This is a genomic window from Enterobacter sp. 01-M-03-SI-ECC (genome assembly GCF_047530215.1).
Classification (GTDB): domain Bacteria; phylum Pseudomonadota; class Gammaproteobacteria; order Enterobacterales; family Enterobacteriaceae; genus Enterobacter; species Enterobacter chengduensis.
Window position 1 is genome coordinate 75,489 of sequence record NZ_JBLKDA010000008.1, and the last position, 12,886, is coordinate 88,374.

Genomic DNA, 12,886 nt, shown 5'->3' on the forward strand with positions numbered 1-12,886 from the left:
AAGGAGAGGGGCAAGGCATACGTTACATCTGAGTCGGCGGGGTTGGCAGAGACGGCTGATTGGTCTGCTGCGCGACCGGTACTTCGGTCTGCTGCACGGGCACCAGGTTCAGGTCGATTTTTGTCCCACCGTGGTTAATCGCTTCCTGGACCGTATCGGTGATAAAGACCAGCTTACCGTTGATGGTGACCGCTGCGCTCAGCAGGATACGCGCGTTAGGCTGCACATCCGACGGGTTAAACGGCAACACGAAGCTAAACGGCGCCTGCTTGCCTTCGGTACGGACGGCACGCTGAGCCAGAACCTTCGACGGCGCGTCGGCCAGAGAAGCATCAGACAAGGTCACCGTTAATACCGCATCCGGCGGCAACGCAACTTTCTGTTTAATCCAGATGGTACCTGAAACGTTAGGCTGCTGAATGGATTGCTGCGAAAGGGTATTAATCCCATTCGGGTTTGCTGTTGGTACTGGCACCTGAGCGCTCTTACCGGCACAGGCGGACAACGCCACCGCAATCGCTACACCACTTAGCATAGGCACGAGTTTCATTGAAGTCTCCTTATCATCAATGCACCAGCGGGATCGATCCCATCCGATGTCGTTTCAATCACATAACGTATCCAAGTGTGGCACAGATCACCGATTTCTGCCTGAAAACGTACCGATATTCAGATTAATCTACCCATCGGACCACTTTCGTTTCTGCGTTATACTCTGCCTATCTTTCGCTACGGCGTTTATTGAGGAAAACTATGAGTCAGGCACTGAACAATCTGCTGACATTATTGAATCTGGAAAAAATTGAGGAAGGACTCTTTCGCGGACAGAGCGAAGATTTAGGCTTACGCCAGGTCTTCGGTGGGCAAGTCGTAGGACAAGCGCTGTACGCGGCAAAGGAGACTGTCCCGGCAGACCGTCTGGTGCATTCGTTCCACAGCTACTTCTTGCGCCCCGGCGATAGCGCAAAACCCATCGTGTATGACGTTGAAGTGCTGCGAGACGGCAACAGCTTCAGCGCGCGCCGCGTCGCGGCCATTCAGAGCGGCAAGCCGATCTTTTACATGACCGCCTCTTTCCAGGCGCCGGAACAGGGCTATGAGCATCAGAAAACCATGCCCCCGGCCCCCTCGCCGGACGATCTCAAATCGGAAACGGATATCGCTCGCGCGCTGGCGCATCTGCTGCCGCCGCAGGTCAAAGAGAAGTTTCTCTGCGATAAGCCCCTTGAGATCCGCCCGGTGGAGTTCCACAACCCGATGAAAGGCCACACCGCCGAGCCAAAGCGCCAGGTCTGGATCCGCGCCAACGGCACGGTGCCGGAAGATTTCCGCGTCCATCAGCATCTGCTGGGCTATGCGTCTGACTTCAACTTCCTGCCGGTGGCGCTGCAGCCGCACGGCGTTGGCTTCCTCGAAAAAGGGATGCAGGTCGCGACGATCGATCACTCTATGTGGTTCCACCGCCCGTTCAACATGAACGAGTGGCTGCTCTACAGCGTGGAAAGTACGTCGGCGTCGAGCGCGCGCGGGTTTGTGCGCGGTGAGTTTTATACCCAGGACGGCGTCCTGGTCGCCTCGACGGTGCAGGAAGGGGTGATGCGTAATCGCGGTTGACGTTAAAAAGCCGGGTGGCGGCTTCGCCTTACCCGGCCTACAAAAGCACGATCCGTAGGCCCGGTAAGCGCAGCGCCACCGGGCAATGGACGCTACTCAAGCGTTATACGCATTCTCGCCGTGGCTGTTCACATCCAGACCTTCGCGTTCCTGCTCTTCCGGTACGCGCAGACCCACCGTCATGTCCGCCAGCTTGTAGCCAATGAACGCGACAACGGCTGACCACACCACGGTGATAGCGATACTTTCCAGCTGCACCAGCACCTGGTGCACCATGGTGACGCCTTCCGCGTAGCCCACGCCGCCCAGCGATTTCGCAGCGAAGATGCCGGTCATGATACAGCCGACGATGCCGCACACGCCGTGCACGCCAAACACATCGCAAGGGTCATCCACGCGCAGCAGACGTTTCAGCGCGGTCACGCCCCACAGACCAGCCAGACCGGACACCAGGCCGACCAGCAGCGCACCGCCCACGCCGACATAACCACACGCAGGCGTGATGCCAACCAGACCGGCAATCGCACCGGAACAGGCACCCAGCAGTGACGGTTTACCGCGAACGGCCCACTCGCCAAACACCCAGGAGAGGATCGCACCCGCCGTGGCCACAACGGTGTTAACGAAGGCCAGCGCGGCGATTTCGTTTGCTGCGCTTGCGGAACCGGCGTTGAAGCCAAACCAGCCAAAGTAGAGGATCGCGGTACCGGTAAAGACCATCGGCAGGTTGTGCGGTTTGAACGCTTCTTTACCGAAGCCCACGCGCTTGCCAATCAGGTAGGCACCCACCAGACCCGCGACCGCGGCGTTAATGTGAACAACGGTACCGCCCGCAAAGTCCAGCGCGCCGTGCGTCGCCAGCAGACCACCGCCCCAGACCATATGCGCAATCGGCACATAGGAGAGCGTCAGCCAGACCACCACGAAGATCAGGACCGCAGAGAACCGAATACGCTCCGCCAGCGCGCCCACGATCAGCCCGACGGTAATGCAGGCAAACGAGCCCTGGAACGCCACGTGAATGTACTGATAGAAACTGCCCATCAGCGCGGTCAGCTCAATATTCTTCAGCATCACCCAGTCGAAGTTACCAAAGAAGGCGTTGCCCGTGCCGAACGCCAGCGAGTAGCCGTAAACCACCCACAGCACGCAGACCAGTGCAAACGTCACGGCAACCTGCGTCAGCATGGAGAGAACGTTTTTGCCACGGATCAGGCCGCCGTAAAAGAGGGCAATACCCGGAATAGACATGAACAGCACCAGCGCGGTGCTGATCATCATAAAGGCGTTATCGGCTTTGTCGACCACCGCAGGGGTAGCCGCCAGCGCCAGGCCCGGCAGCAGTGCCAGCGAACCCAGACCCGTTTTGAGTGTTGCTATCTTCATTTTCTCGATCCCTATCACTGTGTGCCAGGAGTTACTTACAGAGCCGCTTCGTCAGATTCGCCGGTACGGATGCGAATGACGCGCTGCAGTTCGGCAACGAAAATTTTGCCGTCGCCAATTTTGCCGGTGTAGGCCGCTTTGCTAATGACATCAATGACTTCATCAAGCTGGTCATCCGCAATCGCAACGTCAATTTTTACTTTTGGCAGAAAGTTAACGCTGTATTCCGCCCCGCGATAAAGCTCGGCATGCCCCTTCTGACGACCAAAGCCTTTCACTTCGGTGACAGTCAGTCCCTGAATACCCATTGAAGACAACGCTTCACGCACGTCTTCGAGTTTGAATGGTTTGATTACAACCGTAACCAGCTTCATAGATCCCCTCCAGTCAGAATTCGGTAATGGCCGCAGCTTACGCAGAAGGTACTGCAAGGGGTGTGCCAGAAATGAAAACGGGAAGGAACAGCGATGCGATGAGCGTTATACGCTCTTGATAGATGAAGAGGCGAAAAAAAACGCACCATGCCGGTGCAGGGTGCGTTTCAGTTTTGCACCAACAGGAATGACCGTTAGCGCGGCGCCTCATTTTAGTGCATCAGGCGCTAAGCGACTCTTCATCGCGCACGCTGGCTGCCAGCTCTTCGCCCGCCAGCTGCAGCTGGTACATCTGCCAGTAGCGCCCTTTTGCTTCCAGCAGCTCACGGTGCGTACCGCGCTCCACGGCCTGTCCGCGATGCAGCACCAGAATGGTATCCGCGTCGACGATGGTGGAAAGGCGGTGGGCAATCACCACCAGCGTCGTATGGTCGCGTACCGCGGCCAGCGCCTGCTGAATCGCCTGCTCGGTGCCAGAGTCAATGCTGGCCGTGGCTTCGTCCAGAATCAACACCTGCGGCGTTTCAATCAGAACGCGCGCCAGCGCCAGAAGCTGCTTTTGCCCCACGGAGAGATTGTTGCCCTGCTCGCCCAGTTTGGTATTGATCCCCTCGCTGAACCCGCGCGCCAGATCTGCCAGCTGCACCGTTTCCAGCACCGCCCAAACCTGCGCCTCTGAATAGTCCCGCCCCAGGGTGACGTTGGCGTAGAAGGTATCGGCCAGCACGACCGGATCCTGCTGCACCATCGCAACGCCTTTGCGTAGCACCGTGTGGCTGAGCGACGCGAGCGGGCGTCCGTCGAGACGGATTTCGCCGTGCGTAACCGGGTAGTAGCCCATCAGCAGGCTGGCGAGCGTGCTCTTACCGCTCCCGGTATGCCCCACCAGCGCGACGAAACCGCGCGACGGAACGTCAAGGGAGATGTCCTGCAACACCAGCCGGTCTTCGCGATAGGCAAACGAGACGTTATCAAACGCAATGGCGCCGCTTTGCAGAGGCCGCTCATCGCTGCCGTAGGCCTGACGCGGCCTGTCCATCAGTTCAAATACACGCTCACCGGCGACGACCGCCTGCTGCAGCATTGATTGCTGGGTGGTGAGTTCAATCAGCGGCTCGTTAAGGCGACCCAGATAGCTAATAAAGGCATACAGCACGCCCACTTCAATCGTACCGTTTGAGCTCAGGCCAAAGAGCATCAGCAGCCCGCACAGCACCAGCGCCGAGAAAAGGCTCAGCAGCGGCCGCAGCAGGAAACCGTCAAGCCGCAGCGTCTGCATACGCGCCATATAGTGCGAACGGCTGGCTTCGCCCATCCGCTCGCCAAAGCGCGCCTGCTGGCGGAACTGCTGGATGACGCTCATGCCGTTGATCACTTCGTTGAAGCCGTCGTTGATGTCGGCCAGGTAGGCGCGAACCCGACGCACAATCGGCGTGCTGTAGCGCTGGTAAATCACCATGACGATCAGCACCGCCGGGAAGATAGTGATTGCTACCAGCGCCATGCGCCAGTCGAGGCTGAACATCGCGACAAGCATCGCGCCAATCAGCGCCGCGCTGCGCAATACGGTCGCCACCACGGTGACGTAGAGATCGCGGATCACCTCGGTATCGTTGGTCACGCGCGAGATCACCTGCCCGACCGGCTGGATATCAAACTCACTGAGCGGCTGGCGCAGCGCCGCATCCATCACATCGGTACGCAGCTGCTGAACGACGCCCACGGCGGCACGGTTAAACAGCAGCGACTGGGCATAGTGCAACCCGGCGGCCGTCAGCTGTAAGCCCACGTAGGCCACGCCCAGGCCCGCCACCAGCCCGAGCGGCAGGTAGCTTTTGGCGACCATATTGTCGATGAAGTAGCTGATGAGCAGCGGACCGCTCACCTCTGCAATGGCCGCAATCCAGAGTAAAAGCACGGCAACCGAGAGCGGTTTACGCCACGGCGAGCCGTAGGCCAGCAGACGTTTGAGCGTCGGCCACATCGTTCCGAGCTTACGCATTGGCGGCCTCCTCGTCCTGCTCCGGCGCATCGTCCAGCGCCGCTTCAAGCTGCTGATAGCGGTACATATCGCGATACCAGCCCGGCTGCTCGGCCAGCGCGTCATGCTGCCCGCGCTGGGCAATGTGCCCGTGCTGTAAGACCAGAATTTCGCTGGCTTCGGTGAGCGCGGACAAGCGGTGGGCACTGATAATAATCGTCCGTCCGTCGCCCCACTGGCGCAGGTTATGCAGAATTTGATGCTCGGTACGACCGTCCACGGCGGAAAGCGCATCGTCCAGGATCAGGATTTCGGCATTCAGCAGCAGCGCGCGGGCAATGGAGATACGCTGTTTTTGCCCGCCGGACAGCATGACGCCGCGTTCCCCAACTTCCGTTTCGTAGCCCTGCGGCAGACGCAAAATATCATCATGTACGCTGGCTAAACGCGCCACGTGTTCAATCTCTTCCTGCGTTGCCCCGGGGCGTCCAAGGGCTATGTTGTTCGCCACGGTGTCCGAAAACAGGAACGGCGTCTGGCTGACGACCGCCAGGCGGCCACGCCACTCGTCCAGCAGCAGCCTGGTCAGGGGAATATCATGGAAGCGGATATCGCCCTCGGTGACGTCAAAGTGGCGCTGAAGCAGGGAGAGCACGGTACTTTTTCCGGATCCCGTCGGGCCGCAGATGCCCAGCATCTGACCCGGCTGCAGGCTAAAGCTGACGTTTTCCAGTACCGGATGCTCAGTATGCGGATAGGTAAACTGACGAACGTCGACAGTCATGACCCCGCGCCCTTCCGGTAACGCCTCGCTGCCGTCAATGACCACCGGCGCTTCGGCCAGCATGGCGCGAATGCGGCTATAGGCGGCGCTGCCGCGCTCTACGATGTTAAACATCCAGGCCAGCGCCAGCATCGGCCAGATCATGAGCCCGAGATACATCGCAAAGCTGGTCAATTGCCCCAGGGTCAGCGTGCCCTGTACCACCATCCAGCTTCCGCCGCCAATCGCCAGCAGGTTTGCCATGCCAATCGCGATATAGATCGTCGGGTCAAAGCGGGCATCGATACGCGCGACGCGCATGTTCTTCGCCCCGGTGTCTGCGGCATCGGCCGCAAACAGCGCAGACTGCCGGTCTTCCAGGCCAAACGCTTTGATCATGCGGATGCTGGTCATGCTCTCCTGGGTGCGATCGTTCAGAGACGAAAACGCCGCCTGCGCCAGCTTGAAGCGCTCGTGCAGCTGTTCGCCGTAGCGATTGATCGCCAGCGCCATAATCGGCATCGGCAGCAGGGCGAGCAGGGTCAGCTGCCAGCTGATCTGCGTGGACATCACGATCAGCACCGCACAGCCCATCACCAGCGAGTCCACCAGCGTCAGCACCCCTTCCCCGGCGGCAAAGACCACCCTGTCGACATCGTTAGTGGCGCGGGCGATAAGATCGCCGGTGCGGTGGCGCAGATAAAATTCGGGATGCTGTCGGCTCAGCTGGCGGTAAAAATCTTCACGCAGCTCAACGGCCAGCTGATAGGACGCACCAAACAGCAGCACGCGCCAGACGTAGCGCAGGAGATACACAATGACCGCCGTCAGCACCAGCGTGCCGACCCACATCAACACCCGTGCGGTGGTGTAATGCTGTTCAGTGACGCCATCCACGACGTAGCCCACCACTTTCGGCGGGATCAGCTGCAGAATGGCAATGATAATAAGCAGGGCGACCGCACCGAGGTAGCGTTGCCACTCCCGACGAAAGTACCAGCTTAATTGGGCAAATAATCGCACGCGGTTTGTTCCTGAAGGTATTTTACGAAGTTATTCAATGGGTAATGCTGTGGTGTACTTAATCTGTTCCATGGCGAAGCTTGAGGTGACGTCCGATAAGCCCGGGACGCTGTTCACCAGCCGCTTGTAGAAATCATCATAGCGCTTCATGTCGGCCACCTGGACGCGCATCAGGTAATCGTACTCGCCGGCCATACGCCAGAAACCGAGCACTTCGGGCATTTCAGACACCTGGGTCACGAAGCGGCAATACCACTCGCTGCTGTGATGCTGCGTTTTTATCAGCACAAATGCCGTCAGCCCAAGCCCCAGCTTTTCGGGATCGAGTAACGCGACGCGCCCAAGAAGAATGCCGTCATCTTCCAGCTTCTTGAGGCGCTTCCAGCATGGGGTGGTGGTCAGATTAACGGCATCCGCCAGCGCCTGCAAAGAGAGGGTACAGTCACTTTGCAGCAAGGAAAGGAGCTTGCGGTCAATTTTATCTAGCATACCCACCTCACAGAGAAAAATTTTCTCCCTTAATTCTATTTTAAAGGCCAGATAGCAACAATTTTTTCTGTGCTTTTCGCTATGCTAGGCACAAAATGACAAACGGATAACGACGATGAATAGCACCTGGGTTAAACATGCGATCAGCGAAATCAATGCCGACTATCAGCGCTCGGCGGATACCCACCTGATTCGCCTTTCCCTGCCGGGATTTGACGGCATTCAGCTCTATCTGAAAGACGAAAGCACCCATCCCACCGGTAGCCTGAAGCATCGCCTGGCGCGCTCGCTGTTTTTATACGGCTTATGCAACGGCTGGATTAAAGAAGGCACCACCATTATTGAATCCTCATCCGGCTCTACGGCGGTGTCCGAAGCCTATTTCGCCCGTCTGCTGGGCCTGCCGTTTATCGCGGTGATGCCGTCCTGCACCGCAAAACGCAAAATCGAACAGATCGAATTTTACGGCGGCCGCTGCCACTTCGTGGAAAGCGCCTGCGAAATCTATGCGGCCTCTGAAATGCTGGCCCGTGAACTCAACGGCCACTATATGGACCAGTTCACCTTCGCCGAGCGCGCGACGGACTGGCGCGGCAATAACAACATTGCCGACAGTATTTTCCGCCAGATGACCCACGAACCGCACCCGGTTCCGTCGTACATTGTGATGAGCGCCGGTACCGGCGGCACGTCAGCCACCATTGGACGCTACATCCGCTGTCAGGGCTACGATACTCAGCTGATGGTGGTTGACCCGCAGAACTCCGTGTTCCTCGACTACTGGCAAAACCGCGATGCCGGTCTGCGCAGCCCGGTGGGCAGCAAAATTGAAGGGATTGGCCGCCCGCGCGTGGAGCCCTCATTCATCCCTGACGTTGTGGATGAGATGCTACGCGTGCCGGATGCCGCCAGCGTGGCCACCGCACACTGGCTGGAAACGCAGCTGGGGCGCAAAGTGGGGGCATCGACGGGCACCAATATGTGGGGCGCACTGCAGCTTGCCGCACGTATGCGTGAAGCGGGTCGCACCGGCTCCATCGTCACGCTGCTGTGCGACAGCGGCGAGCGTTATCTTGAGACCTACTACAACGCGGAGTGGGTACAGGCCAACATTGGCGATATCTCACCGTGGAAAGCGCAGATTGCGCAGCTGCTGAAATAAAAAAAGCCAGACCGAAGTCTGGCTTGCTGGAAGGATCTCGCTATTCGGGGGAATAAGGGAGGTTGTTGTTGTCCAGCCAATGCGTCAAAAAATGGGACACCGCTTCATTGCGGCAGTGCCCGATAACCGGTAGATGGGGAAGTTCTGCGATGAGCTGCGGCATCGCATTCCCCATGATCAGACCGCGACCCACGCTGCCCAGCATTTCGCGGTCGTTCATGGCGTCGCCAAACGCCATACAATCCTGCATCGTCAGGCCCAGGTGGTCGCTCAGCACCGCCAGCGCGGAGCCTTTGTTACAGCCCACCGGCAGCACCTCCAGACAATCCACCGCCGAGAAGGTTAAATGTGCCCGGTCGCCCAGCGCCTCATCCAGTTGGATCCTCAGGCGACGGAGATCGTCGCGATCGCCGCAGAAGCAGATCTTGGTTACCGCATGGGCGGGGATCCGACGCAGATCGATAAGCTGGTATTTAAAGCCGCTGTACACATGCGCGTGCAGCAAATCCGGGATTTCATGACCGGTAAACCAGCCCCGATCGTTAAAGACGTGGATGCTGGCCTGCGTGTCCCAGGTGCTGTGCAGCACGATGTCCGCCACTTCCGGGCTGAGATCCTGTCGGTGCAGCACATCGCCTTCTACGGAGTGAATTCGCGTCCCGTTGCCGGTAATCAGAAAAGCGTCGAGGGAAAACGCGCCCAGCAAATGACGCATTTCCAGCACGTGACGCCCGGTGGCAAACGTCAGGGTGACATTACGCTCGTGCAGGCGCTTCAGCGTGTTCAGGGTCTTCTCCCCTAAACGGTGATCCGGCATTAACAGCGTACCGTCCATATCAAATGCAGCGAGCCGAGCCATGATAACTCCCGAAATGTGATGCGGTTAACTTGTGCATCAGTATCGTGTGAGATATACGGAAGTAATAGTGAATAGATGATAATTATTGTTCCGGGTTTCCTATGCGCCAGCTCAATCGACTCAACCAGTATCACCGCCTGTGGCAGCCTTCCCTGGGCGCAACGCAGCAGGTCACCATCAGCGAACTGGCCGCCCGCTGTTTTTGCAGCGAGCGGCATGTCCGCACGCTGCTGCGTCAGGCCCAGGAGGCGGGCTGGCTGAGCTGGCGAGCGCAGTCTGGCCGCGGCAAGCGGGGAGAGCTGACGTTCCACGTCGCGCCGGAGTCATTGCGCAATGCGATGATGGAGGAGGCGCTGAAGCGCGGAGAACAGCACAACGCGCTTGAGCTGGCCCAGCTTGCCCCCGCTGAATTACGGTCATTGCTGCATCCGTTTTTAGGCGGGCAGTGGCAAAACGACACGCCGACGCTGCGCATTCCCTATTACCGCTCGCTGGATCCGCTTCAGCCGGGGTTTTTACCCGGCCGGGCAGAGCAGCATCTGGCAGGACAGGTCTTCTCCGGACTGACGCGATTTAACGGTAACAGCAGCGAACCCACCGGCGACCTGGCGCATCACTGGGAGGTCTCCGCTGACGGGCTGCGCTGGCATTTCTACATTCGTTCCACTCTGCACTGGCATAACGGCGATAAGATCGAAACCGGGCAGCTTCAGCAAAGCCTTAATGCGCTTTTTGCCTTGCCTGCCCTGCGCAAACTGTTCCAGAGCGTGTTACGCGTTGACGTTACCCATCCTCAGTGTTTGACCTTTACGCTGCATCAGCCGGATTACTGGCTGGCACACCGCCTGGCAACCTACTGTAGCCGGCTTGCACATCCTGAACAGCCGATGACGGGCAGCGGCCCTTTCAGACTCAGCGTGTATGAGCCGGATCTGGTTCGCCTGGAAAGCCACGAACAGTACCATCTCAGCCATCCGCTGCTTAAGGCTATCGAGTACTGGATCACACCGTCTCTGTTTGACCAGGGGTTAGGGACCAGCTGTCGCCATCCGGTGCAGATCGCCATTGGCGAGCCGGATGAGCTGAAGAGCCTGCGCCCGGTGACGAACAGCACCAGTCTCGGCTTTTGTTACCTCACCCTGAAGCAAAGCCCGCGCCTGAGCGACATGCAGGCTCGTCGGCTCATCAACATCATTCATCTCTCGACGCTTCTGCATACGCTTCCGCTGAATGAAGGGCTGATTACCCCAACAGAGGAGTTGCTCCCCGGCTGGGCGATCCCTCAGTGGCCGGACTTAACTCATGTCCCTCTGCCGAAGAAATTAACCCTTATTTATCATTTACCGGTTGAGTTACACACGATGGCACGCCAGCTAAAACAGTACCTTGCACAATACGGATGCGAGCTTACGGCGATCTTCTACGATGCGAAAACCTGGGACGGGTGCCCGCACCTGGCGGACGCGGACATTATGATGGGCGACAGGCTGATTGGCGAAGCGCCGGAATATACGCTTGAGCAGTGGCTGCGCTGTGATGCCCTCTGGCCACACGTGCTTAGCGCACCGCAATATGCTCATCTTCAGGCTACCCTTGATGCGGTGCAGACTCAGGCAGACGAACAGGCCAGACATGCCGGGCTGAAGGCCATCTTTTCCCGACTCATGGAAAAGGCGGCGATCACTCCCCTGTTCAATTATCAATATCAGATCAGCGCCCCGCCGGGCGTCAACGGCATTCGCCTCAACACCCGCGGCTGGTTTGACTTCACCGAAGCCTGGCTGCCCGCGCCCAAATCGTGAAGAAGCTGGTCGCCGTCGTGGTCTGACGGTAACATAACGTTTTTACCGTAACAGTCGAGATGATTTATGAAACGTGCCGTCGTCGTGTTCAGCGGAGGACAAGACTCTACTACCTGCCTGGTTCAGGCTCTTCATCAGTACGATGAAGTTCACTGCGTCACTTTCGATTATGGTCAGCGTCATCGCGCTGAGATCGACGTTGCCCGTGAACTGGCCCTGAAATTGGGCGCACGCGCGCACAAGGTGCTGGACGTTACGCTGCTAAATGAACTGGCCGTGAGCAGCCTCACCCGAGACAGTATTCCCGTCCCGGACTACGAACCTGATGCCAGCGGCATTCCGAATACCTTCGTACCGGGCCGCAATATTCTTTTCCTGACCCTGACGGCGATTTACGCCTATCAGGTAAAAGCCGAAGCGGTGATCACCGGCGTCTGCGAGACCGACTTCTCCGGCTACCCGGACTGTCGTGATGAGTTCGTGAAAGCGCTAAACCACGCCGTCAATCTGGGGATGGCGAAAGAGACGCGCTTTGAAACCCCGCTCATGTGGCTGGATAAAGCCGAAACCTGGGCGCTGGCGGACTACTGGGGCAAACTGGACCTGGTTCGCAGCGAAACGCTCACCTGCTATAACGGCATCAAAGGCGACGGTTGCGGACAGTGCGCGGCCTGCAATCTTCGCGCTAACGGGCTGAATCATTATCTAGCCGATAAGGTCGGCGTGATGGCCGCGATGAAGAAAAAGACCGGGCTTAGATAACGCTACTTAACCGTGCTGTCGAACAGTTTTACGCCGGCAGCACGAGTCACTTTCATTAGCGTCGTCAGCGTTGGGTTGCCGTTATCAGATAAGGTTCGGTATAACTGTTGACGGGACAGACCTGCTTTGGCGGCGATTTCGCCTATGCCGCCGCGGGATTCGATAACTCGTCTTAACGCGATTAAGTATGCAGGGATCCCCTGGTCTTCATAGATCTCATCCAGGGCAACCTGCAGATATAGCTGAGCGTAGGAAGGGTTTTCACGAAGCATTTTTACGACGGCTTCATCATGGCTGACGGAACTAGAAAATTTTCGTTGGCTCTTGCTCATCCGGTTTATCCTTTTGATGGTCTTTCCAGTAATCTATTGCCAGTTTCACATCAGTCTTTTGACTCTTTTTGTCACCGCCGATCAGCAACAACAGGATCTTCCGATGTTGTACCGCAAAATAAATTCGATAGCCGGGACCACAATCCATTTTCAATTCCCAGATCCCGTCTCTGAGATATCGATAATCGCCGAAATTCCCTTTCTCAGCACGGTCAATTCGCAGAAGGATCCGAAACGCTAACTCCGGATCCTTTCGCTTTATCTTCGTCACCCACTCCTCAAACGGCACTTTTCCGTCATGGGTACGGTAACGTTCAACAACGTAGTCCCTGTCCATTA

The 12,886-nt window shown here is 57.9% G+C and carries 13 protein-coding genes; 4 read left to right on the forward strand and 9 right to left on the reverse strand.

Annotated features, from left to right (window positions below):
• Positions 1-22: 22 nt before the first annotated feature.
• On the reverse strand, positions 23-550 hold the full coding sequence (locus ACMWKK_RS10000) for a YbaY family lipoprotein (protein ID WP_045328377.1): 528 nt from the start codon (positions 548-550) through the stop codon (positions 23-25).
• A gap of 203 nt (positions 551-753) precedes the next feature.
• Here ACMWKK_RS10000 and tesB point away from each other — a divergent pair, with 203 nt between their 5' ends.
• Positions 754-1,614 carry an acyl-CoA thioesterase II gene (gene tesB / locus ACMWKK_RS10005; protein ID WP_045328375.1) on the forward strand — a complete coding sequence of 287 codons (861 nt, stop codon included), beginning with the start codon at positions 754-756 and terminating at the stop codon, positions 1,612-1,614.
• A gap of 96 nt (positions 1,615-1,710) precedes the next feature.
• Here tesB and amtB read toward each other — a convergent pair whose 3' ends face one another.
• The 5 genes from amtB to ACMWKK_RS10030 form a co-directional block, all read right to left on the reverse strand.
• The gene (gene amtB, locus ACMWKK_RS10010; RefSeq protein ID WP_024906831.1) at positions 1,711-3,000 is read right to left on the reverse strand and encodes an ammonium transporter AmtB; all 1,290 of its coding nucleotides are present in this window, start codon (positions 2,998-3,000) and stop codon (positions 1,711-1,713) included.
• Positions 3,001-3,035: 35 nt separating this feature from the next.
• Positions 3,036-3,374, reverse strand: a complete 339-nt coding sequence (gene glnK, locus ACMWKK_RS10015) for a P-II family nitrogen regulator (RefSeq protein WP_008503304.1) — start codon at positions 3,372-3,374, stop codon at positions 3,036-3,038.
• Positions 3,375-3,594: 220 nt separating this feature from the next.
• Positions 3,595-5,376 (reverse strand): SmdB family multidrug efflux ABC transporter permease/ATP-binding protein, encoded by a 1,782-nt coding sequence (locus ACMWKK_RS10020; protein ID WP_112781119.1) that lies wholly within the window; start codon positions 5,374-5,376, stop codon positions 3,595-3,597.
• Complete coding sequence (locus ACMWKK_RS10025; RefSeq protein ID WP_112781118.1) at positions 5,369-7,141, reverse strand: SmdA family multidrug ABC transporter permease/ATP-binding protein; 1,773 nt, start codon at positions 7,139-7,141, stop codon at positions 5,369-5,371. Before ACMWKK_RS10025 ends, ACMWKK_RS10020 begins: the two co-directional genes overlap by 8 nt.
• Positions 7,142-7,171: 30 nt before the next feature.
• Entirely contained in the window at positions 7,172-7,630 is a 459-nt protein-coding gene (locus ACMWKK_RS10030; protein ID WP_008503307.1) for an Lrp/AsnC family transcriptional regulator, read from the reverse strand.
• A gap of 115 nt (positions 7,631-7,745) precedes the next feature.
• Here ACMWKK_RS10030 and ACMWKK_RS10035 point away from each other — a divergent pair, with 115 nt between their 5' ends.
• Positions 7,746-8,792 carry a PLP-dependent cysteine synthase family protein gene (locus ACMWKK_RS10035; protein WP_112781116.1) on the forward strand — a complete coding sequence of 349 codons (1,047 nt, stop codon included), beginning with the start codon at positions 7,746-7,748 and terminating at the stop codon, positions 8,790-8,792.
• A gap of 40 nt (positions 8,793-8,832) precedes the next feature.
• Here ACMWKK_RS10035 and cof read toward each other — a convergent pair whose 3' ends face one another.
• Positions 8,833-9,651, reverse strand: coding sequence for an HMP-PP phosphatase (gene cof / locus ACMWKK_RS10040; RefSeq protein WP_112781115.1), 819 nt, complete (start codon positions 9,649-9,651; stop codon positions 8,833-8,835).
• Between the two features lie 101 nt (positions 9,652-9,752).
• Here cof and ACMWKK_RS10045 point away from each other — a divergent pair, with 101 nt between their 5' ends.
• On the forward strand, positions 9,753-11,453 hold the full coding sequence (locus tag ACMWKK_RS10045) for an SgrR family transcriptional regulator (RefSeq protein ID WP_112781114.1): 1,701 nt from the start codon (positions 9,753-9,755) through the stop codon (positions 11,451-11,453).
• A gap of 66 nt (positions 11,454-11,519) precedes the next feature.
• Positions 11,520-12,215 (forward strand): 7-cyano-7-deazaguanine synthase QueC, encoded by a 696-nt coding sequence (queC, locus tag ACMWKK_RS10050; RefSeq protein WP_045328365.1) that lies wholly within the window; start codon positions 11,520-11,522, stop codon positions 12,213-12,215.
• 2 nt (positions 12,216-12,217) lie between these two features.
• Here the strand turns inward: queC and ACMWKK_RS10055 are convergent, their stop codons facing one another.
• Entirely contained in the window at positions 12,218-12,547 is a 330-nt protein-coding gene (locus ACMWKK_RS10055) for an addiction module antidote protein (protein ID WP_063144765.1), read from the reverse strand.
• On the reverse strand, positions 12,519-12,884 hold the full coding sequence (locus ACMWKK_RS10060; protein WP_112781113.1) for a type II toxin-antitoxin system RelE/ParE family toxin: 366 nt from the start codon (positions 12,882-12,884) through the stop codon (positions 12,519-12,521). Before ACMWKK_RS10060 ends, ACMWKK_RS10055 begins: the two co-directional genes overlap by 29 nt.
• Positions 12,885-12,886: the final 2 nt, after the last annotated feature.

Bases quoted from the DNA above. Each gene is read 5' to 3' on its own strand.
- ACMWKK_RS10000 (WP_045328377.1), bottom strand. From the start codon at position 550: ATGAAACTCGTGCCTATGCTAAGTGGTGTAGCGATTGCGGTGGCGTTG.
- tesB (WP_045328375.1), top strand. From the start codon at position 754: ATGAGTCAGGCACTGAACAATCTGCTGACATTATTGAATCTGGAAAAA.
- amtB (WP_024906831.1), bottom strand. From the start codon at position 3,000: ATGAAGATAGCAACACTCAAAACGGGTCTGGGTTCGCTGGCACTGCTG.
- glnK (WP_008503304.1), bottom strand. From the start codon at position 3,374: ATGAAGCTGGTTACGGTTGTAATCAAACCATTCAAACTCGAAGACGTG.
- ACMWKK_RS10020 (WP_112781119.1), bottom strand. From the start codon at position 5,376: ATGCGTAAGCTCGGAACGATGTGGCCGACGCTCAAACGTCTGCTGGCC.
- ACMWKK_RS10030 (WP_008503307.1), bottom strand. From the start codon at position 7,630: ATGCTAGATAAAATTGACCGCAAGCTCCTTTCCTTGCTGCAAAGTGAC.
- ACMWKK_RS10035 (WP_112781116.1), top strand. From the start codon at position 7,746: ATGAATAGCACCTGGGTTAAACATGCGATCAGCGAAATCAATGCCGAC.
- cof (WP_112781115.1), bottom strand. From the start codon at position 9,651: ATGGCTCGGCTCGCTGCATTTGATATGGACGGTACGCTGTTAATGCCG.
- ACMWKK_RS10045 (WP_112781114.1), top strand. From the start codon at position 9,753: ATGCGCCAGCTCAATCGACTCAACCAGTATCACCGCCTGTGGCAGCCT.
- queC (WP_045328365.1), top strand. From the start codon at position 11,520: ATGAAACGTGCCGTCGTCGTGTTCAGCGGAGGACAAGACTCTACTACC.
- ACMWKK_RS10055 (WP_063144765.1), bottom strand. From the start codon at position 12,547: ATGAGCAAGAGCCAACGAAAATTTTCTAGTTCCGTCAGCCATGATGAA.
- ACMWKK_RS10060 (WP_112781113.1), bottom strand. From the start codon at position 12,884: ATGGACAGGGACTACGTTGTTGAACGTTACCGTACCCATGACGGAAAA.